Genomic DNA, 21,534 nt, shown 5'->3' on the forward strand with positions numbered 1-21,534 from the left:
TTCTACTAAACTTTAGGAGCAGCCTGCAAGGCTGCTCTTCTATCTTTCGTCTACTGGAACGTATTTCTGTTCAACCATCCCCGTGTATTCTGCACGTGGACGAATAATGCGGTTATCTGTATATTGCTCCAGAATATGCGCAGTCCAACCTGAAGTCCGGCTAATTGCAAAAATAGGAGTGAACAGCTCACGCTCTATCCCTAGCTGTGTATAAACAGAAGCCGAATAGAAATCAACATTCGGTCTTAATCCCTTTTGCCCCGTTATCAATTGTTCAATATTTACGGACATGTCGTACAGGGTAGTGTCATTTTTCATCGTGCCAAGCTCCAGTGACATCTTCATCAGATGCTTTGCACGTGGATCCCCATTCTTATATACCCGATGACCGAAGCCCATGATTTTCTCACGGTTATCCAGTTTCTTACGGATAAACGGTTCAACCGCTTCCAAACTTCCGATCTCCTCTAACATCTTCATAACAGCTTCATTCGCCCCACCGTGAAGCGGTCCTTTGAGCGCACCAATCGCGGAGGTAACCCCAGAATAGATATCGGATAATGTAGCAACCGTAACCCGGCCAGCAAAAGTCGAAGCATTCAGCTCATGGTCTGCATGAAGAACAAGTGCGGTATCAAGCGCTTTGACAGATACGCTGTCCGGCTCTTTTCCCCACAGCATATACAGGAAGTTCTCAGCAATAGAAACGCCTTCTTTTGGAGCCACTGGTTCAAGCCCTTTGCGAATACGCGACAGTGCCGCAACAATTGTTGGGAGTTGTGCCTGCAGTTTTACGGCCTTAATCTCGTTCGCTTCTCTGCTCATATCGTCAGCCGCTTCATCATAGAGAGCAAGGCTTGATACAGCCGACCGCAACGCTGCCATGGTGTTGGCGTCTTTTGGATAGAGCTTCATTTGCTCGATTACCTGCTCAGGAATCTGTGCAAAAGCACTAAGATCCCGCTTGAGCGCTTCCAGCTCTGGCACCGTCGGCAGACTGCCGAACCACAACAAATAAGCAGTTTCTTCGAAGGTAGCATGTTCTGCAAGTTCATCAATATCATAACCGCGGTAAGTGAGTACACCATCCACAATAGAGCTGATGGATGAAGTTGTTGCAACGATACCTTCCAAGCCTTTGGTAGCTGTCATAGCATATCTCTCCTTTGCCAACAAGGTATAAAAACAATCTTAGTTCCATGAAAACATTTCCAATTTAAAGCATTAAAAAATCTAATAAGTACGTTTAAGGACTTCTCCGTCAGGAATGCTGTATGACCAACACGCTTCGTATCTTTATTCATCATACTGGATTTTGTCGGTTATGTGAACAATGTGAAAGCTTTGCAGCGCATCAAATGATTTTATCAGAGAGATAGAAAAAAACTTCTAAACCCCTGATTCACTTTTGCCATTTCAGTTTATAGATTGGTCCCATTCTAATATTTATCCCGCACTCTAGTCTTTAAATGGGTTCTATGAATATATATGAAGACGAGCTCTTATTCCCCTGTACATGCAGGAATGAAGAAGGTGTGGTCTCGGTATGGATCGTTTGGTATTAAAAAGACTGCTGCGAGGCCTGTGGGTTGTTCTGGCTACTTCCATCCTCCTGCTGGCAATCTATCTATTACTTCCGCTGTTATACCCCCTATTGCTCGCTTGGCTGCTCGCATATATCATGCATCCATTGGTGCTTATTCTTAAAGGCTTTAAATTACCAAGCTGGCTGGCGGTGTCGCTCGCTCTGCTATTTTATATAGGCGGAATTACACTAGTCCTGACCGCGATGATTACAAGACTCGTGAAAGAATTAATCGTCCTGCTGCAGACCTTAAATCTCCACACCGACCAATGGAAAGATCTCCTGATGTCCTTAAGCCAGAATGCAAGCATACAGAACATCATCAACCAGATTAATCAATTCTACCGAGACAATCCTGACTATCATGCTACGATTGACAGCAATATCAGCAGAACAACGGAAACTGTAGGTTACGCAGTCACGCAAGTGGTCACAGGATTTTTTAATGTAATATTGAAACTGATCTCCGCACTTCCTAGTATGGGTACAATTCTTATTGTGGTTGTCCTTGCTGCCTTTTTCATTAGTACGAGTTGGGAGCGGCATAATGATAAACTTACAGGCTGGCTACCCACAGCATTCCTAAAGCCTGTGTCAGATATCTGGAGGGATTTACGCAGAGCGCTCTCCGGTTATCTTCGCGCTCAAGTTATCCTGATCTCCATCACAGCGATCATTGTTGTGATCGGGCTGTTGCTGCTGGGTGTGAAGTCTGCATTTGCTATCGGCTTAATGATTGGCTTTGTGGATCTGCTGCCTTATCTCGGTGTGGGAATTGTGATGCTGCCTTGGGCGCTTTACTCTTATATGACGGACAATCTGGCACTGGGGATTGGACTATCCATTCTCTATGCCGTTATTCTCATTACCCGGCAGGTACTTGAGCCGAAGGTGCTCGCCAGCAGCATTGGACTTGATCCCCTTGCCATGTTGATTGGCATGTTCGCAGGTCTGCAGTTGTTCGGTATGCTAGGGCTAATCATCGGTCCCGTTGTCCTAGTAGTCCTTGTTGCCTTTAACCGAGCGGGCGTATTCCGAGCTTTACACAGCTACATTGTTAGCGGCAGATTAAGATAGGAACCGATAATCATCGATTCGTAAAATAGTAAAAAGAGCGGGCCCTTCAGCAATGACAGGGTCCGCTCTGTTATTGTTGTGAACAGGATACTAACGACGGTAAAAGGTGAAGGTGCCATTCTTCATCTTCTTCTCAATCCACTTCAGCAAAAATATACGGTACAAAGGCCGAGTCAATGGAAATACTAGCGTGAACCCGACAATATCAGTTACAAAACCCGGCAATATCAGTAGCAATCCTCCGAAAAAAATACATAAACCATCCAGCATCGTCCGACCAGGAACGCGGCCCTCCTGCATATGTGTTCTGCTGTCCTGCAGCACTTTCTTACCTTCAAATCGCATCATTAGTAGACCGATTACCGAAGTGGTCAGCATAAGCAGCAGCGTTTTAAATGCTCCAAGTTGATCTGCCACATAGATAAAACCGAATAATTCCACAGCAGGAATAATAAATAGTCCAGCCCATAACCATTTGCTTCTAATCATACTGAACTCCCTTCTTCCCGCAGCGCCTCTTGTATTGCGTGAAAGAGCTCTGGAAGGGCTCGATCCAGTCTAGCTGGCCTCCATTCCTGGTTCACCCAAACATGACTTGTCGTGCCGGTAACCAGCAGTTCTCCAGGTGGATCCATCGAGCGCAACTCCCCTAGAGTAGCCACTAAATCTTCTGAATTTCTGCCTTCTTCTTCCGAAAGCCTACGCACTTGATATTCAAATACGACTCTTAACGCTGAGAAGGTAGTCATTCGCGCATACACGGAGATAAGATCATCATATCGCGCCGGACTTTTAAATTGCAAATCTGCGGAGGTAACAGGAAGTAAGACGCCTTGTTTCTCAAGTTCGCGATAAGTAAAACCAACCTGGCGAAACATCTCCGTGCGACCAGACTCAAACCAGTTCAAATAATTCGCATGATAAACGACGCCCATCTGATCACTTTCCTGATATCGAACACGCAGGGTCGACTTATACCATCGGCTGGGTAAGCCAGCTCGCTCTAATTTCATCTAAAAATACTCCTTCCGGCATAGCAGCAGGGGAGCGTTTAAGCCTGAGCCCTGTCTGAAGATAACGTTGTCGTTGATAATTTGCGCCGAGAGCTTCTGGCAACGTAGAACAGCAGCATTGCTCCTGCGATAGAGCTCAACATGCAAGACAGATTCATTACTTCTACCCCGCCTTGATTGAGCAAGAATCCATTCAGTAAATTACCGACAATGCCAGAAAAACCTGCGAACACCATATTAAATACACTTTGGCCAGTAGCCTGCATCTCGTTAGAAGTGATTTGAGATACATATTCGACTGCAGCAATATAAAAGAACCCAAATGAAAGACCGTGCAGCACCTGCACTCCGATCATTACCGATGGATAGGGGAAAGCAACCTGAATGCCCCACCGCAGGACATAAATAAGGGCCCCAAGGAGCAAGGTACGCTCACGCCCTAACCTCTTGATTACTTTAGAAGCAAACAGCATGGAAGGAACATTCGTCACCGATGCGAGAAAGAGCGCAATCCCTGCATAGCGCGTAGACCCTCCAACCGATTGAAAAGCGATTACAAAATATGTACCAAAAGCAGCCATCGTCTGGTTCACAAGAAAGCTGCCACCCAAAAACGCAAGAAAGACCCGATTCCCCAGCAGTTGTCTTACCCCCTGAGTAAACGATTGCCTCATCATATGATTCTCTTCCGCCTGCTTTGGCAATGTAAACGCAATAAGGACTGCAATCAGATTAAAAAAGAGAAAAGGCAGCCATATCGTCGATACAGAGAAGGTAGATACGTACATCCCTCCTGCATAAGCTCCCAGAGCCGCTCCAATACTCATCATAAGCCGGATGCTACCGTAAGTGGCTCCAGCTCTATTCGCCGCCGAGATCGCGTAAGAATCGGCTATAGGAGCCTGTGTAGAGGAGAAGATCGTTGAGCACGTATACACCAGAAGAAGTACAATGAAATATTCCGAACGATAAAAGACGGCTAGTAAGGCTGGAACCGCCACACTTAGGATTAGTACTAAACGTGTCTGATTATACCGATCAGAGATAATCCCCCACATCGGCTGAATGGTGATTGCAACTAGTGTGCCTGTTGCCATTAGTATACCTATCTGTCCACTATTAAGTCCATTATGGACCAGCAGCAGCGAAAGATAAGAGCCAAACGAACCGCCGGCCAATCCTAAAAATAGATAAAAGCCGCGCAGCTTCGATAGTTTTTCCATTTGTACTATGAATCCTCCAACTTTATATTTTTATATTTTAACAGAACACCCTTACTTCATATGTAATCATCGCATTTAATATAGCAGTACTATAAAGGCGGTGGACAAGTTGAGCATAAAACATAATTCTCTCATGGTAAATCATCCCTGTCTAACAGACAAGTCTAATGCGAGCAATAGACAGAGCTCTGCCTTTGGCTGGTCATCTAAGAACTGGAGCGGCTACACTGTTACTGGCAGAAAAGGCGCCTTCAATCGCATTTCCGGTGAATGGATCGTCCCATACGTAAAGCCAACCCACAAATCCACCTATTCCTCCGCATGGATTGGCATCGACGGATTCAAGAACAGCAGCCTTATCCAGACGGGAACAGGTCATGAATTCGTAAATGGGATTGCCCGTTATTACGCCTGGTGGGAAATATTACCTGACGCTGAGACCGTAATCCCTCTTTCAGTATACCCGGGAGATCATATGAAGGGTACTATCACAAAAATAAGCCACACAAAGTGGTCTATCACACTCCGAAATTTAAGCCGAAACTGGACCTTCCGAACGCTTCAGCGATATTCTGGTCCACAGACGTCTGGCGAATGGATTATGGAGGCTCCTGAGGTCGATGGTTCCATCGCAAAGCTGGCTCGCATATGCACCACCTATTTTAACTGCTGCCGGATCAATGGAAAACGACCTAGGTTAACTCTTTCCAACGGAGGGATCATGGTCCAGAATAACATCACCGTTGCTGTTCCTTCCAGTCCAAGTCATCGAGGAGACTCTTTTAGCGTCAAACGAATATACTAACAGCATAAATGGGTTTAGAAAAAAAGAGCTGCCTCATTTGTAGATTTTCACTACATCTGAGACAGCTCTTTTATTTAAAATATAAGTTTCACACTATACATTATCCTTATATTTCTCGCATAAACGCTTACCGTCCTTTAGGGACGCCAACCGCGTTTTTGCTTGGCTAAGTAAAAACTACGAAGCAGGCAAAGCCAGTCGAGTACTACTCGATTGTGCTTACTTTTACCAAGTTAGTGGAACCGGAACGTCCAAGTGGAATTCCTGCAGTAATCACAACTAGGTCGCCAGCTTGAACCAGACCGGAATCCTTACCACCTTGGATTGCTGTTTCAAGCAATTCATCTGTGGAAGTAGCTACTTTACCGAATACTGGCGTTACGCCCCAAACGAGGGACAATTGACGCATAGTTCTTTCTTGTGTCGTAACAGCAATGATTGGTGCTTTAGGACGGTATTTGGAAACAACGCGTGCAGTATGACCTGTAACAGTCGAAGAAAGAATAGCCTTAGCGTTCAGATCCAAAGCAGAAATTGCAACGGATTGGCTGATAGCTTCTGTAACTGTAGTTTCTTGTGCAGTTTGTTGTTTTGAGAAAATTTCACGGTGGTCCAGAGCGGACTCCGCTTTCTCAGCAATACGGGACATTGTAAGAACGGATTCTACTGGATATTTACCAGCAGCAGTTTCTCCGGAAAGCATGATTGCATCTGTTCCGTCGAAAATAGCGTTTGCTACGTCACTTGCTTCAGCGCGAGTAGGACGTGGGTTACGTTGCATAGAATCCAGCATTTGTGTAGCTGTGATTACTGGTTTGCCAGCAACATTACATTTTTGAATCATCAATTTTTGAGCCAAAGGTACATCTTCAGCTGGAATTTCAACACCAAGGTCACCACGAGCAACCATCAGGCCGTCGGAAGCTTCTAAAATTTCATCAAGGTTATCAACACCTTGTTGGTTTTCGATTTTGGAAATGATTTGAATGTGAGAAGCGTTGTTTTTCGCAAGCAGCTCACGAATTTCCTGAACGTCGCTAGCTTTGCGAACGAAGGAAGCGGCGATAAAATCGATGTCCTGTTCGATACCAAAAAGAATATCGTTGGTGTCTTTTTCCGTAATACCCGGCAAGGAGATGTTTACTCCTGGTACGTTAACGCCCTTCTTGCTCTTGATCGTACCACCGTTTACAATACGGGTCTTGATTTCAGTTCCTTGAATGTCGACAACTGTCAAACCAATCAGACCGTCATCAATAAGGATGGTGGATCCTACTTGAACATCATTAGGAAGCTCGCTGTACGTGATGGAAATACGTTCTTGTGTGCCAAGGATTTCTTCCGTAGTTAGTGTCAGGTACTCGTCCTGAACTAGTTCAATCGGTTCTACTTCCAACTTGCCTGTGCGAATCTCCGGTCCTTTTGTATCGAGCAGGATAGCAACAGTTTTGTTCAGTTCCTTAGATGCTTGACGGATCGTTTTAATCCGAGCACCATGCTCTTCAAAATCGCCGTGGGAGAAATTCAAACGGGCCACATTCATACCAGCCAAAATCAATTTTTTGATATTCTCCAACGATTCACTCGCAGGTCCGATCGTACATACAATTTTACTTTTCCGCATTAGGTTTTCCTCCGTTTTTTCGTTCTCTCTGTCTCACTTTTTCCAACTACAAAATCTACTACAAGGCTAACTAATTAAATAGGAACTTTGTCACATGTGCCTTTAACTACGCCCTTATGAATATTACTGCAACTTAGACACAAAATCAATGTTGTAGGCTCTTTTAGATGTAATTTGAGGTCGAATTATCTGAACGCACAAAAAAAATTAAAATAATCCCGGCATTGCATCGAGATTATTTTAATTCCAATAAAATGTATAATTTACACTAATTTCAATATGATCCACTTAGCATGGTGATATGTCTTAAAGTGCAAATGGAAACCCCATTATTACACTTCAGATTTCACATCTTCTTCAAGGAAAACTTGCTCCTGCTGGGCTTCAGCATACTCACCAATTTTACGGAATTTACGATAACGATCTTCTTTCAATTCCGCACTATTCAGAGGCATCAGCTCCTGCAGATGACGCCATAACGCATCCTTAATTGCAGCTGCCGTAGCTTCGTAATCACGGTGAGCGCCGCCTTTGGGCTCAGGAACAATCTCTTCAATGACTTCCATTCCAAGCAGATCAGATGCCGTTATCTTCATGGCTTCCGCCGCTTGATCAGCCTTCGAAGCATCCTTCCATAGAATCGAAGCAGCACCGTTAGGGGATATTACAGAATAGATGGCATGCTCCAGCATAAGCACTCTATTACCAACTGCCAGTGCTAGTGCACCGCCACTCCCGCCTTCTCCGATAACAACACAGATGACAGGGACTCCAAACTGAGACATTTCACGCAAATTGCGAGCGATCGCTTCAGATTGGCCTCTTTCCTCAGCTGTATTACCTGGATATGCACCTTTCGTATCCACGAAGGTTATAATGGGACGTTTGAACTTGTCCGCTTGCTGCATCAGACGCAGCGCTTTACGGAAGCCCTCAGGGTGTGCGCTGCCGAAAAAACGTAAAATATTCTCTTTCGTATCTTTACCGCGCTGTTGACCAATAACCGTAACCGGGACGCCATTCAGTTTGGCGATACCGCCTACAATAGCAAGATCATCCCCAAACATTCGATCACCATGCAGCTCAATAAAATCTGTGAAGATCTGGTTCATAAGATCAAGAGACGTCGGACGTCCTTGATGTCTGGCTAGATGCATTTTTTGGGAAGGAGAGATATTAGAATATACTTCCTCCTCAAGCACACGGTACCGTTCTTCCAACCTTGCTACCTCATCCGTAAAATCAATACCCTTCTCTTCGCCAAACTGCTTTAGCTCGGCAATTTTCTTGCGCATTTCAACCAGAGGCATTTCAAAAGGCAACTCTCCTGCCAACCTAAAATCCCCCTTTCACATCATGCATTTCCAAAATTTTGGTCAGTGTGGCGCGCATTTCTTTACGGTGTACAACCATATCAATCAAGCCATGCTGCAGATTAAATTCAGCCGTCTGGAAATCATCCGGAAGCTTCTGGCGAATCGTCTGTTCAATGACTATACGTCCTGCGAAACCGAATACCGCCCCAGGCTCTGCAATAATAATATCGCCAAGACTAGCAAAACTCGCCGATACTCCGCCGGTTGTCGGATCTGTAATTATAGAAATATAAAGACCGCCCACTTCATTGAAACGAGCAATCGCTGCACTGGTCTTCGCCATTTGCATAAGACTTAGAATACTCTCCTGCATTCTCGCTCCGCCTGAAGTTGAGAAAATAAGGAGTGGAAGCTGTCTCTCCGTAGCTTCTTCAATCGCTCGGGTAATCTTCTCACCAACTACAGATCCCATACTGCCCGAGAAAAATTCAAAATTCATCACAGCTACGATCACTGGATGTCCGCCAATAGATCCCTGTCCTGTAATCACGGCATCAGTTTGTCCCGATTTAAGTTGCTGTTGCTCCAGTTTAGAGGCATAACCCGGGAATTTCAGCGGATCTATAGAATACATTTCACTGTCAAACTCAATAAAGCCCTCTGGGTCTAATGTCATAGCAATACGCTCTACAGCGTTCAATCGCAAATGATGACCACAAGTAGGACATACTTTTAGATTCTTTTCCAATTCCTTGCTATACTGGATCGTTCCGCATTTATTACATTTACTCATTAATCCTTCTGGAATTTCCCGTTTGGGGCGTTCGCCTTCTGCAGGCTCGCCGCTTCGCTCCAGACGTTCTGAAGGAATAGTCGCGTACTTCCGTTTCTTCTGAAATAAATCTTTGAACACACCCGCACCTCTTCAGCCGTTTATTTGCGTTATGCAGCTTGCCGCTGTCATGACTTTTCTCTTGATAGAAATTCAGGGATGCAGAATAAGATTAAGGACTTCCTGTACTTCCTCCAGTTCACCCGAAGGAACCAATATCTCAAACTGCTGCTTGGACATATTGATTGGACGGCATTTTACTAAAAAACCTTCTTCAGTTAGCTTACTCTTAATCATATCCGCCACTTTGGCGGTCGGCGCGATATATATTACCGTCCACATGCCTTGCAAGGCCTCCCCAATCTTAATTCCCAGCCGTATCCCGTATAATGGAATTATGATAACACAGTTTTCTTTTTTCCCGCAACAGGCGTAGGGCAAAGGAAGCAAGACTGAGGAACTCGTTCAATCGAAATGAATCGGGTCATTTATTCCGTGTCCGTGACTAGAGGATATACTTTCGCCCCTTCCTGCCGATGAGCGATTCTGGCAGAAGCAGCTGCAGCAATTCCCGCTACTAAGTCATCCAAGAACACGTGAATACTCCCCTTATCATCGTTCAATTCACCAATGATTCCAAGCTTTATTTTGTCCAAGTACCCAAATCCTGTAAGTCCGATCATACCATATACCCCTGTGATCCCAAGGGCTAGAGTCTCGTCCGCTCCATAAAGTGACTCATCCGCCTCCATAACTGCCTGGAGCGGCTGCGGAAGCAGTTTCTTCTCTGCTAGTTCATCAAGTGCGATCCCCGTCATTAACGTGTACTGCACTTCTCTTTTTCCCAGAACAGATTTCACACTGGAAAGGCATTCTTCCTTGGATAAACCGGGATAATAAACCGATTGTAAAATATATACGATTTCAGCAATGGAAGAAAGTGATACGCCTCTACGTTCCAACAGATCAACTGCCATTTGATAGGACATGATGTGATTCCCCTTTCCGCCCAGGGATTCGCCCTGTGGTTTCCTAATGTATGCGGAAAAGGGTTGAATTGTTCTTATTTTATTCTTACGGTACCTGCCCCCAGCATAGACTCGATAGCCGCGAACAGCTCCTGGGTAGGCTTGATCCGGTAGTTATCGCTAAGGGCCAGGAGCTTCTGATCCCGTTCGTAGAACAGAATCGTTGCTACTGGTCCTGGATGATTCTGCAGCAGCTCCTTCAGGCGCGACAGCTGCGCAGCATTCTCGGCGGCCGGCGTGATCTTGATAAAGACGCGCTGGCCTGAGGCCGGCGCTGGCGCAGCGGCCGGTGCAGGTGTTGCAGGCGCAGCTGCGCCGCCTGCAGGTCTGTCAGCGGGGCCAGTGGCGGCCCCGCTCCGCGATGCAGGAGCTGCGCTGCGCTGCGGCGCTCCTGCTGAGGCCGAGCGTCCCGCGCTATACGGGCGGGACGCGGCGGCACTGCGGCGCTGCAGCAGACCGCGGATAGTCTCCGCGGATAGCAGCGCCACTTCCTCGGCCAGCAGCTTGAAGCCTTCGTCCTCCTGCTGCACCTTGGCGCGCAAGGCCAGCAGCGCGCCCTTGGCAATCAAGCTGCGGCTTCGCTTCCACACCTCAGGGAAGAGCACGACCTCGCAGCGTTCGATCTGGTCTTCCCATTCGATGAAGGCCATTGATTTCCCTTGCTTCGTCGTAATTTCCTTAACGGATACGACCATGCCGGCCGTAACCGTCTGGCTCTCATCTGCGGCTTCACCGAGATCCATCAGCCGCTGTATACCCGGCTCCTCAAGCAGCTCAGCGCTATCGTCGAGCGGATGACCTGATAGATACAGCCCCAGCAGTTCACGTTCCATTTCCAACTGCTGTCCTACTGTGAACTTAGGGATATCCGGATACCGAATCTCCCAGTTCGGCGTCTCCACCAAATCGTCGAACAACTGGATTTGCAGTTCATCCCGCTCCTTGCGCCATTTCGTCGCGGCGTCGACGGTCTCGTCCAGCATAGCCAGCAGCTGAGCCCTATGACCTGGCAGACAGTCAAAGGCTCCTGCCTGCAGCAAAGACTCCACTACCCGCTTGTTGCAGACCCGCAGATCCACACGTCGACAGAAATCGAGCAGGCTGTCGAACGGTCGCTCCTTACGGACCGACATAATATTCTCCACTGCTAGCGTGCCGACGTTCTTAATCGCTGCGAGCCCAAAGCGGATATGCCCTGTTCCCGTTTCTTCGCCTGGAACAGGGGTAAACAGCACGCCGCTCTCATTCACATCCGGTGGTAACACGCCGATGCCCGTGCGGCGGCAGTCCAGTACATATTCCGCCACCTTACGGTGGGTCCCCATCACGGCGGTCAGCATAGATGCCATAAACTGTACCGGATAATGCGCCTTAAGATATGCCGTCTGAAAAGCCAGCACGCCATAAGCCGCCGCATGCGCACGAGGGAAGCCATAATCGGCAAACCGTACGATCATATCATAAACGGCATTCGCATCCGTTTCGTTATATCCTTGCTGCAAGCTCCCCTGTACAAAATGGCTGCGTTCCTTATCCAGCGTCTCGCGCTTCTTCTTAGAGACCGCTCTGCGGAGCAGATCCGCTTCACCAAGCGAGAATCCAGCCATAAGCGAAGCAATCTGCATAATCTGTTCCTGATACACAATAATCCCATAGGTATCCGCTAATATAGATTTCAAATCAGGATGCGGATACTCTACTTCGATCTGACCGTGCTTACCTGCTATATATTTCGGGATAAACTCCATCGGACCCGGACGATACAAGGCTAGAACCGATACGATATCTTCAAAACCATTAGGTTTCAAATCCTTCAGCACACGTCTTACACCCGCCGACTCCAGCTGGAAGACCCCAGTCGTCTCACCAGCACCCAGCATTTCATACGTGAGCGGATCATGATCTGGTATCATTTTAAAATTTGGAACACTGCCAGTCATTTCTTTAATCGAATTCATACAGCGTTCGATAATCGACAAAGTACGCAAGCCCAGAAAATCCATCTTCAGCAGCCCAACACTTTCCAAATGCTCCATAGAGTACTGAGTTAACGCTGTACTTTCGTTGCCCTCTTGAAGGGGTACAGCATCTGTTAGTGGACCTTTGGAAATAACAACCCCGGCAGCATGTGTCGAAGCATGACGAGGCATACCTTCCACTTTCATTGCCATATCCAGCAAGCCTTTGATCTTCGGATTACTGTCATACATCGCTTTTAGGTCTGGAGTAGTCTCCAGCGCTCTAGCAAGGCTGATGCCTAGTTGTCCTGGGATGAGCTTGGCAGCCTTATCTACCTCGTTATAAGGTAAATTCAGTACCCTGCCCACATCACGAACTGCAGCCCGTGCAGCCATGGTTCCGAACGTAATGATCTGTGCCACATGTTCTTTGCCGTATTTCTCCACCACATAAGCGATAACCTCATCACGACGCTCATCACTAAAATCGATATCAATATCCGGCATCGTGATCCGTTCTGGATTTAAGAAACGTTCAAAGAGCAAGTTATACTTAAGCGGATCTACATCCGTGATTTCTAGGGAATAAGCGGTAAGACTCCCAGCGGAGGAACCCCGGCCCGGACCAGTAGCAATCCCCTGACGATGACAATAAGCGATAAAATCCCACACAATTAGAAAATAATCGCTAAAACCCATATTCTCGATGACGCCAAGCTCATAGGCAAGACGCGTCTCAGCCGTCTCTCTTTGCTCAGACGATGCCCAAAGCGGTGTGTCTATATAGCGTTCTTCAAGCCCTTTAAAGCACAACTCTCGCAAATAAGCAGCGGAGTCCTTACCTTCTGGAATTGGTGAATAAGCAGGTAGAATATGTTGACCGAAGGTAAGCTCCAAATTACATTTTTCTGCGATCAATAGCGTGTTACTGATAGCTTCAGGTACATGCGGGAACAACGCCGCCATCTGATCACTACTTTTTAGAAACAGCTGATCTGTTCCGATCTTGAGCCGTTCCTCATCATCCACAGTTTTACCTGTTCCAATACAGATCAGAACATCCTGTACCTCTGCATCTTCCTTGGCTAAATAATGGACGTCATTCGTAGCTACAAGTGGGATCTCACAGGCCTTGGCAAGTGCGATCAGCTTCGGATTCACTCGCTTTTGCTCGGAAATCCCGTGATCTTGAAGCTCCAGGTAAAAGTCTTCGCCAAAAATCTCCTTATAACGCAGCGCAGCTTTTCGCGCCTCGTCATCTCTTCCATGCAACAGATGCTGCGGCACTTCGCCGCCAAGACAGGCACTGAGGCATAGGATCCCCTCCGAATGAGCGGCCAGAACCTCCATATCAATACGAGGTTTATAGTGATGACCTTCCAGATGACCGATAGAGATCAGCTTCATCAGGTTCTTGTAGCCGGTTTCATTCTTGACGAGCAGAATCAGGTGATAAATCGGTTGATCTTTACGACTGCCTCGCTCACGGCGAGAGCCCGCGGTTAAATAAGCTTCACAGCCGATAATCGGCTTGATTCCATTCTTTTTACACGCTTTATAAAAGGGGATCGCCCCATACATCACTCCATGATCCGTAAGCGCCAGCGACTTCATGCCGTATTCGCCGGCCCGGCGCACGAGATCGGTAATGCGCGCCGCCCCGTCCAGTAAACTGTATTCGCTGTGCACATGCAAATGCACGAAAGGGCTCATCATCCCACTTCCTTCCTACTACAAAAATCAAACATAAATAGTTGTTCAAAAAGTCCGCTTTTGATCACGAAGTAACCCAAGAAGCTTACTCGACATCGAATATTGAATTCAGGCGAAACTTCCGGTGCTCACAAAAGCTTCCACTACGCTCCGCTCCTCATTTTCTACCTTCCTTCAATCTTCTCGGTGCTGAAAACCGTACTTTTTGAACTCGCACTATAAGATGAAACTATTTTATCATATTAAAGGGGGACCCGCCCATAGAATGGATTAAGAGCACATGGACAGGCAACGTTTATAGATGCCTCGTCCGGGAAGGGGCCTTTATGAGCATTTTCATGAGCAAAGCTATCCTCGATTTCTTTATCGCCTTCGGCATCGTACTTGGCGGAGCTATGGTCGGCGGAATCGGCGCCGTAGTATCCCTGCAACCACCGACGCAAACGATGCTAGATGTAGCAGACCGGATTAAAATATGGGCACTTGCCGCCGCTGTAGGGGGTACTATGGACCCTTTACGGGTCATTGAAAGCAACATGATTGGAGGCAACCTCTCCCCTGCCATCAAGCAAATCATGTATATTGCCTTCGCTTTTCTCGGAGCCCATATGGGCAGTGAGCTAGTAAAATGGGTGTGCGGCAGGGGGTAAAGCCAGTGAGAGTTCCACCTTTTAGTCGTTTTCGTAGATTCACCCAGATCTCCGCTATATTCGTACTTGGGATCGTCGTGGGGGCCGTCATATACAACGCTATTTTCCATGTTGGGTATAATGTGTTGTGGCTGCAAAATCAAGACTTACGCGTAGACATTGAGCAATATCAGGAAGATATTAAAACGCTCAAAAAATACAATAATACCTCTACCGTAATCAGAGAAATCAAAATCCGTTCGGAAGAGAGCAAGTCCAAAGAAGATAACCCCCTTGACCCCGTAACTGTAAAATTAATTATAAGCCAAATGGGCTCAGATCTGGAGCCGATGCGTGGGCGCAGCATGTTTGATATTGACACAGACAGTAAACTGGTTAGGCTGCTGTTGGATGGAAAGCTATACATTGTGCGGGATAAAGAATACTCTGTCAAAATCCGGACGATGCTTGTCATGGAAGGCGTTCTGCAAATCTGGGTAGAAATCAGTCCTTTTAAGCGCAACTGACAACCATCGTGTGATACAATAATGGACAGACAAAAGTGGAAATTACTTCAAGGCTTTTGCACGACATGATAAAGGAGCTGGCTGTCCATGGTTTTATTTATCAAATACTTATTGTTTGTCCTGCTGGTGATCTTTGTAATCGGTGCCGCTGTGTTCAGCTTATCCTCCCGCCGTGCCTTAAACCCTCAAGATAAGGGGCTAAAACGCTCCGTCATGAATGTGATGCTGGGCGCAATGCTCGTCACTCTCTCCCTGATTTCCATGTTTCTGTTTCGCGGCTCCACCGTTAATATCATTGTTGAAGCTGCCTTTCTTCTGATTGGTGTGTTTAACATCTTCTCAGGACTACGCAGCTATAGTTATTACAGCCGTATTCGTAACCAAGAACAACATCAGTCGAAAGCCTAGACTATATACCTGATAGGATTACAAGAATAAAATAGACTACCCTCACTATCATCGTTGAGGGCAGTCTATTTAGCATGTTTATGATTCGTTATCCCTTAGCCGTGATCAATGGATTGCAGCATTAGGACAGCTTTCGCTACCAGGGTATCCGAATAGCTGATCTCTATTTCAAGCTTACATGTACGACGACTAATCTCGAGCAGTCTCGGCATTACAACAATCGCGTGTTCGATTTGTACCGGCCGAATAAAATAGGTGGACATATTATCTAATACATAGTCATTTCCTGTAATATCCTTAGCTGCCTTAAACGCAGAGAGCGTCATTAGTGTAGACAATATCCCTTCAGAAATGGTACCAAGGTCTGTGGCCATCTGAGGCGTAATAAAGCCATGAAAAAACAATCGTCCCTCTTCATCCCGCTCATCCGCAAAACCGTTCCAGATGAGATGATCGAAGGTTTCTCCAAGCTGTGGTGTGTTGCGTACATCTCGCAGACTTTGCAGCACTTCTTTACGTGTTAGGGAGCCTACCAATTTGCGGTTACGGTCTACAATGGGTAGAAAATCGACGCCTTCCCACATCATGATCTGCGCAGCTGAGGCTAGCGAGGTGTGAAGCGCAGCGGTAACCGGACTCCGAACCATAGCTTTTTCAATGCTTTGCCCTTCCGTCAGATCCTCCACTTCGCGTCGGCCGATAATCCCAATCACTCGGTTCCATTCATCTGTAACGGGAAAACGCTGCTCTCCAGTGTCTTCTGAAATCTGCCGTAGCTCACCGACGGTGCTTGAAATTTTCAACGTATTCATTCGCGGCTTGCTGTCGACAATATCCTCTACCAGCATAATTTTTTTCTTAATCAATCTATCAAAAATAGCACGGTTAATCATTGAAGCCACAGTAAACGTGTCATGTCTTGATGAAATGATGGGGAGGTCCAATTCGTCCGCTAATGCCTTCACTTCACGGCTCGTCCCGAAGCCACCTGTAACCAGAACCCCGGCACCCTGCTCTAGCGCCAAGGAGTGAACATCATCGCGGTTACCCACAATGAGCAGACTGTCTGCGTCTATATAACGAATCATTGCGTCGACCTTCATCGCACCGATTACATATTTATGTAGATGTTTACTCAGTCCGCTAGCCCCGCCAAGAACATGACCCTCCACAATATCAACCACGTCACCAAACGTCAGCTGTTCAGAAATGTTACGAGGCTTCTTTTCTACACGTACTGTACCAATTCGTTCCTTCGTAATGACGATCCCAAGATTCTCAGCTTCCTTTACGGCACGATAAGCCGTTCCCTCACTGACCAACATTTCTTTTGCAAGCTTACGAACAGATATTTTGGACCCTACCTTAAGACTTTCAATATGCTGCAGCAGTTGCTCGTGTTTAGTAATTGCATCGCCTTGACCTTCCAACTGTTACACCCCCGTACTCCGATCTGTACTATACTGTACTTATTATACACGTAGAGAATGGCACAGTACAACCGATTCATGAGCATCGGATTCGAATTCAACTGCCCGTACACAATCTACAATCAAGGAAATTATTACAATATTTTTGGATCTGATAATCGCTTGAAACACCTACTTTAGCAAATGGAATGATTCTGCAGACGCTATAAACTTCACGCAAATAAACTTCCTTTATTTAGCAACCTTTTCCTCTTTTTTATTTTCTGAGAGTTAAGCATGCTAGAGGCCAATTAGATATTGCTCCCAGCGATTACAGAACCACCGTAAACATGAAGGACGGCATAAGTTATGAGTTCTCTTTTTGGATAGAAGTTATAGCTTCATTTCCTGGTGAGGAACGACCGGACGAAGCTCTTTCCGTGGAAAAGAACAGTTTTCAACTCGCTGCAGGTAGCGGCAGACATCTGTATATTATCCAAGCAAGATGGACTCAGGGGAGCACCAGTTATGTATTTGAAGTAGAATGCTCGGCCAGTAAAGAGTAATCCGTTTGTTAGACAAACTGAGTAGATGAGTAGAGAATACACCCTTAAGAAAAAAGGAAAAATATGTTATGCTGTAGAGGTGAAAGGGGATGACTTTATGCAATTTCTCTTTATACTCGCGGTTCTCGTTCCTGCGGTGTGGTACTACGCGGCTCTTGGTAAACGGATATCTGCAGAAGAAAAGAAAGCCGGAAAAGATCTCTCGGATGAGATCAATCCTTTTACAGGGGCACGATAACTTTAATTCCCCTGCTTCGCGGGGGGATTTTTAAAGCCCACTGGCTTTTGCTAGTGGGCTTTTTCTGGGATTCTAAGGCATTTATGCCTCTCTTTTCGCTAGTTCGGCGCTTTTTCCAGCAATCTAAGGCATTTATGCCCTTCTTTGTGCCAGTTCGGCGCTTTTTCCAGCATTCTAAGGCATTTATGCCTCTCTTTTCGCTAGTTCTGCGCTTTTTCCGGGGATCTAAGGCATTTATGCCTCTGTTTTCGCCAGTTCGGCGCTTTTTCCGCAATTCCAAGACATTTATGCCTCTCTTTTCGCCAGTTCGGCGCTTTTCACGGGAATATTCAAATCTAGTTACTTAAGAACGCAGCCCCAATTCTATGATCTTTGTGTAACTCTAGTTTCTTCATTCCATTTGGACTGCCACTGTTCCAATTTTGCTTTTCGCACAGCTTCCAAACGCTTGGTCTTCTCCTCATCAACGCCAATAATAAAATGCAGATGTGCCGCGATGACCATAAAGGCGAAAAGTGACCAGACCACTCCAAAACCAAATACCCAGCTAGGCCCATTCGCAAGCGATAACTTCGGCAGAGCATACAAAAGCATGCCCAACGCCACCAACAGATAGACAACATGTTTGAACTTGTTTCTTTTTCTCATAACTAACAGCTCCTCGTAGACAAGATATTCGATTGAATCTATATCTCTACTCTATGAACATGAAGCCTGTAATATGAGACAAGTCCTTAAAAATATACTTCTATTCAAAAAAATATATAAATAGTATGCATTTATGTAGCTAGCAAAGCTTATATATGAGATGATAATTTCATTTAGGGGGCGATTTGGACTTGAATACAACTTATACTCATACCGAATACATAATTCGAAAAAAGGTATTTTCGATCATGGGTGCGAAACTTCATATTTATGATAACACGGAGCAGCTTTTACTCTATTCACAAATGAAAGCATTCAAGCTGAAAGAGGATATTGCACTGTATACGGACGAGAGCATGAATAAGGAGCTTCTGCGAATAAAAGCCCGCAGTGTGGTCGATTTTAGCGCTACTTATGATGTGCATGATACGGAGACTGGCGAGCACATCGGTGCACTGCGCCGTAAGGGACTCAAATCTATTTTGAAAGATGAATGGATGATTCTTGATCGTCATGATCAGGAAATCGGAAAAATCAAAGAGGATAGCACCGCGATGGCCTTACTTCGCCGCTTCATCTCCATTATCCCTCAGAAATATAATATCGAGATGGATGATACAACGATTCCTGCTTTCAAACAGAACTTCAACCCCTTCGTTACCAAAATCATCGCTGACTTCTCTGAAGATCCCAAAGGAATGCTTGATCGCCGACTAGGTTTGGCAGCTGGGATCCTTCTCTGCGCAATCGAAGGCAAACAAAATTAGCTAGTTTAGTTCATACGCAGTCACAAAGAGGGTGTTCCCATGCCAAACGGCTTTAGGAACACCCTCTTTAGATTGCACTGATGATACTTTTCAAGTGAATACTCGCTTACTAAAAGCGTTTATTCGCCATACAATTGCGACAAGCTCTCGGTAATGATTTTGTTTACATCCTCGATTACAACACTCAGACGGCGTTCTGCATCGAACAGACGGCGAATCCCAAGATTCAGGTTAAGCACCTCGAATAATTTCTCCATCTTCTCCATTTCTTCCTGTGGAGGCATATCTCCGCTCATCATCCGTTGTTGAAGCTCCAATTGGCCGTTACGGAAGTTGTCGAGCATCGCTTTGGCTTCAGGATCTGTTTCTACCAGTTTCATCGCGTTAGTAATATCCGCTACCTCAGTGCTTTCTTTAATGGCTTTCGCCAGTTCATGTGCTTTGTCGTGAATACTCATTATGATTCCTCCTAAAAGTTTTGTTAGCGTTCGCTTCCTAGAGTTACTTCGTACAAAACTCGCACCGGAAGCATACGCTTAAGTTTTGTAAGCCACTACTTCTCGATTCGTCCTCGTACAAAACTCACATCGGAAGCACTGCTTAAGTTTCCAAATATTGATTCATCCCATGCTTGTTTCGCTTCTTGGGTCAGACTTATGAAATGATGCGGCAAGGTTTTTTAAAGAGTAGGTCAATCACCAAGGGTCATATGTCTCCATATGATGAATGATATGTAACCCTTAGCTACCAAATTGCCGGCATCATGCTGCCTACCGGAAGGAGATCCAAGATGTCCCAATTCAAGATCCCGGTCCATACGGTCCACTCGGGCATCCTGCAGGAAAACGCTATAATGCTTGGCGGACGATCCATGAAAAGACTCAAAATCCCGGCTCACGGAACGCTCCAGCTGGCTTTCGGCTCTTTCCGGCAGGAGGTTACCATTATCCCGGCTCCCAAATCCGACAGCCTGCGTGTAAGCGAAGAACTGGCGCGGCGGACCGGATGGAAACATCGGCAAACCCTCAACGCTTCTTACAGCTCCATAAGTCGTACCTTGCGACTTGGACCGTTGATCGGTGTACTCGTCAGCCGTGATCATCCAGATAATCTCGACAGGCTGTTTGGACCCATTACCATGTTCTGTCGAGAATTAACAAATGCCTGCCACGCACAAGGCGCCTATGTATATTTCTTTACCCCGGAAGCGCTGGATACAAGCGGCTCTTCCATACAGGGCTGGGTATACAACGAGGGTTGGAGGAAAATGAGTCTGCCCATCGCCGATGTAATCAACAATCGGCTAACGACGCGAAAGGTGGAGAATAAACCTAGCGTACAGCATTTTTTAGCGGATGTAAAATCACGGTATGGAACGCATTTCTTCAACGAAAAATTTCTTGACAAGACAGAAGTATTTGAAGCTTTATCGCAAGACCCTACATTGAAGCGGTATTTACCGGAATCGCATGCTTTGAACGGTTTTGCTGTTGTAAAAAAGATGTGTAGCCAATATCCAAGCGTCTTTCTAAAGCCTGTACGAGGCAGTCTCGGCAAAGGCATTCTCCGAATCTCCAAAGAAGAAGGCGGAGGGTACCGTTTGTTATCTACTACCTCTATAGGTACACGCAAGCAAAGCTACCCGACTTTAGCTAAACTGTACCAGTCCATTGCTCCCAAGATGAAGACAACACGCTACCAGATTCAACAAGGATTGCCTTTGATGGAGCTCGGAAGGCGTCCTGTAGATTTTCGAGCACTTGTACAGAAGAATGGTACCGGTAAATGGGGCGTTACCTCCATTGTCGCTCGTACCGCTGGAAGCAATCATTTCGTCTCCAATCTAGCAAGAGGTGGCAGTCTCAGCACTGTCCGTGAAGCCGTTAGCAAGAGCAGCCTTCCTCCAGGTACCAAGGATAGCGTACAGCTTCAGCTTCCAAGAGCAGCACTTGCCATTGCAAGAGGAGTAGAAACCTTCATCCCTGCTCATTTCGGAGAGCTCGGAATCGATCTGGCACTGGATCAATCCGGACGAATATGGCTCTTGGAGGTTAACTCTAAACCTTCCAAGAACGATAATACACCGCTAAACGATCAAAAAATCAGACCGTCCGTCAAGCAAATGATTCTGTATTGCCGCTATTTGGCCGGTTTATAAGGAGGACGCA

The 21,534-nt window shown here is 46.2% G+C and carries 22 protein-coding genes; 9 read left to right on the forward strand and 13 right to left on the reverse strand.

The features are described 5' to 3' along the window. Positions 1-39 precede the first annotated feature (39 nt). Complete coding sequence (locus UQ64_RS16585; RefSeq protein WP_060624540.1) at positions 40-1,152, reverse strand: citrate/2-methylcitrate synthase; 1,113 nt, start codon at positions 1,150-1,152, stop codon at positions 40-42. Positions 1,153-1,546: 394 nt separating this feature from the next. Here UQ64_RS16585 and ytvI point away from each other — a divergent pair, with 394 nt between their 5' ends. Further along, positions 1,547-2,662, forward strand: a complete 1,116-nt coding sequence (ytvI, locus tag UQ64_RS16590) for a sporulation integral membrane protein YtvI (RefSeq protein ID WP_060624541.1) — start codon at positions 1,547-1,549, stop codon at positions 2,660-2,662. 90 nt (positions 2,663-2,752) lie between these two features. Here ytvI and UQ64_RS16595 read toward each other — a convergent pair whose 3' ends face one another. The 3 genes from UQ64_RS16595 to UQ64_RS16605 are packed head-to-tail and all read right to left on the reverse strand — an operon-like array spanning position 2,753 to position 4,898. After that, positions 2,753-3,151, reverse strand: a complete 399-nt coding sequence (locus UQ64_RS16595; RefSeq protein WP_042186523.1) for an FxsA family protein — start codon at positions 3,149-3,151, stop codon at positions 2,753-2,755. Next, a complete protein-coding gene (locus UQ64_RS16600) occupies positions 3,148-3,675 on the reverse strand; it encodes an acyl-CoA thioesterase (RefSeq protein ID WP_060624542.1) in 528 nt (175 codons plus the stop codon). The genes UQ64_RS16595 and UQ64_RS16600 overlap by 4 nt, the downstream gene beginning before the upstream one ends. 38 nt (positions 3,676-3,713) lie before the next feature. Further along, the gene (locus UQ64_RS16605; RefSeq protein ID WP_060624543.1) at positions 3,714-4,898 is read right to left on the reverse strand and encodes an MFS transporter; all 1,185 of its coding nucleotides are present in this window, start codon (positions 4,896-4,898) and stop codon (positions 3,714-3,716) included. A gap of 109 nt (positions 4,899-5,007) precedes the next feature. On the opposite strand from UQ64_RS16605, the gene UQ64_RS16610 reads away from it, so the two are divergent. Then, the gene (locus UQ64_RS16610; protein WP_245238031.1) at positions 5,008-5,703 is read left to right on the forward strand and encodes a G1 family glutamic endopeptidase; all 696 of its coding nucleotides are present in this window, start codon (positions 5,008-5,010) and stop codon (positions 5,701-5,703) included. A gap of 205 nt (positions 5,704-5,908) precedes the next feature. On the opposite strand, the gene pyk is transcribed toward UQ64_RS16610, so the two are convergent. From pyk to UQ64_RS16640, 6 genes are all read right to left on the reverse strand, one after another. Beyond that, positions 5,909-7,327 carry a pyruvate kinase gene (gene pyk, locus UQ64_RS16615; RefSeq protein ID WP_060624544.1) on the reverse strand — a complete coding sequence of 473 codons (1,419 nt, stop codon included), beginning with the start codon at positions 7,325-7,327 and terminating at the stop codon, positions 5,909-5,911. A gap of 332 nt (positions 7,328-7,659) precedes the next feature. Further along, positions 7,660-8,661: an acetyl-CoA carboxylase carboxyltransferase subunit alpha gene (locus tag UQ64_RS16620; RefSeq protein ID WP_060624545.1), complete on the reverse strand. Its 1,002-nt coding sequence runs from the start codon at positions 8,659-8,661 to the stop codon at positions 7,660-7,662. A 1-nt stretch (position 8,662) separates the two neighbouring features. Further along, positions 8,663-9,556: an acetyl-CoA carboxylase, carboxyltransferase subunit beta gene (gene accD / locus UQ64_RS16625; RefSeq protein ID WP_060624546.1), complete on the reverse strand. Its 894-nt coding sequence runs from the start codon at positions 9,554-9,556 to the stop codon at positions 8,663-8,665. 72 nt (positions 9,557-9,628) lie between these two features. Then, positions 9,629-9,817, reverse strand: coding sequence for a hypothetical protein (locus UQ64_RS16630; RefSeq protein WP_042125966.1), 189 nt, complete (start codon positions 9,815-9,817; stop codon positions 9,629-9,631). A 146-nt stretch (positions 9,818-9,963) separates the two neighbouring features. Then, the gene (locus UQ64_RS16635; RefSeq protein ID WP_060624547.1) at positions 9,964-10,464 is read right to left on the reverse strand and encodes a phosphatidylglycerophosphatase A family protein; all 501 of its coding nucleotides are present in this window, start codon (positions 10,462-10,464) and stop codon (positions 9,964-9,966) included. A 74-nt stretch (positions 10,465-10,538) separates the two neighbouring features. Beyond that, complete coding sequence (locus tag UQ64_RS16640) at positions 10,539-14,174, reverse strand: DNA polymerase III subunit alpha (protein WP_060624783.1); 3,636 nt, start codon at positions 14,172-14,174, stop codon at positions 10,539-10,541. Between the two features lie 326 nt (positions 14,175-14,500). On the opposite strand from UQ64_RS16640, the gene UQ64_RS16645 reads away from it, so the two are divergent. The 3 genes from UQ64_RS16645 to UQ64_RS16655 all read left to right on the forward strand — a co-directional run bounded on the left by UQ64_RS16645 (position 14,501) and on the right by UQ64_RS16655 (position 15,738). Continuing rightward, on the forward strand, positions 14,501-14,824 hold the full coding sequence (locus tag UQ64_RS16645; RefSeq protein ID WP_042125960.1) for a YtrH family sporulation protein: 324 nt from the start codon (positions 14,501-14,503) through the stop codon (positions 14,822-14,824). A 5-nt stretch (positions 14,825-14,829) separates the two neighbouring features. Beyond that, positions 14,830-15,330 carry a sporulation membrane protein YtrI gene (locus tag UQ64_RS16650; RefSeq protein WP_060624548.1) on the forward strand — a complete coding sequence of 167 codons (501 nt, stop codon included), beginning with the start codon at positions 14,830-14,832 and terminating at the stop codon, positions 15,328-15,330. Positions 15,331-15,417: 87 nt separating this feature from the next. Next, positions 15,418-15,738: a YtpI family protein gene (locus UQ64_RS16655; protein WP_060624549.1), complete on the forward strand. Its 321-nt coding sequence runs from the start codon at positions 15,418-15,420 to the stop codon at positions 15,736-15,738. A gap of 95 nt (positions 15,739-15,833) precedes the next feature. On the opposite strand, the gene UQ64_RS16660 is transcribed toward UQ64_RS16655, so the two are convergent. Next, complete coding sequence (locus tag UQ64_RS16660) at positions 15,834-17,168, reverse strand: DRTGG domain-containing protein (protein ID WP_060624550.1); 1,335 nt, start codon at positions 17,166-17,168, stop codon at positions 15,834-15,836. A gap of 329 nt (positions 17,169-17,497) precedes the next feature. Here UQ64_RS16660 and UQ64_RS30925 point away from each other — a divergent pair, with 329 nt between their 5' ends. Further along, entirely contained in the window at positions 17,498-17,713 is a 216-nt protein-coding gene (locus UQ64_RS30925) for a hypothetical protein (protein WP_156417582.1), read from the forward strand. Between the two features lie 97 nt (positions 17,714-17,810). Continuing rightward, positions 17,811-17,951, forward strand: coding sequence for a hypothetical protein (locus UQ64_RS31310; RefSeq protein ID WP_167348493.1), 141 nt, complete (start codon positions 17,811-17,813; stop codon positions 17,949-17,951). 363 nt (positions 17,952-18,314) lie between these two features. On the opposite strand, the gene UQ64_RS16675 is transcribed toward UQ64_RS31310, so the two are convergent. Beyond that, positions 18,315-18,599 carry a hypothetical protein gene (locus UQ64_RS16675; RefSeq protein WP_060624553.1) on the reverse strand — a complete coding sequence of 95 codons (285 nt, stop codon included), beginning with the start codon at positions 18,597-18,599 and terminating at the stop codon, positions 18,315-18,317. A gap of 191 nt (positions 18,600-18,790) precedes the next feature. Between UQ64_RS16675 and UQ64_RS16680 the strand changes: the two genes are divergently transcribed. After that, positions 18,791-19,366 carry an LURP-one-related family protein gene (locus tag UQ64_RS16680; RefSeq protein WP_060624554.1) on the forward strand — a complete coding sequence of 192 codons (576 nt, stop codon included), beginning with the start codon at positions 18,791-18,793 and terminating at the stop codon, positions 19,364-19,366. Positions 19,367-19,485: 119 nt separating this feature from the next. Here UQ64_RS16680 and UQ64_RS16685 read toward each other — a convergent pair whose 3' ends face one another. Continuing rightward, a complete protein-coding gene (locus UQ64_RS16685) occupies positions 19,486-19,824 on the reverse strand; it encodes a YlbF/YmcA family competence regulator (protein WP_060624555.1) in 339 nt (112 codons plus the stop codon). 332 nt (positions 19,825-20,156) lie between these two features. Here UQ64_RS16685 and UQ64_RS16690 point away from each other — a divergent pair, with 332 nt between their 5' ends. Continuing rightward, a complete protein-coding gene (locus UQ64_RS16690) occupies positions 20,157-21,524 on the forward strand; it encodes a YheC/YheD family endospore coat-associated protein (protein WP_060624556.1) in 1,368 nt (455 codons plus the stop codon). Positions 21,525-21,534 lie beyond the last annotated feature (10 nt).

Origin of the sequence: Paenibacillus etheri (genome assembly GCF_001012825.1) — a bacterium.
Lineage (GTDB): Bacteria > Bacillota > Bacilli > Paenibacillales > Paenibacillaceae > Paenibacillus_AQ > Paenibacillus_AQ etheri.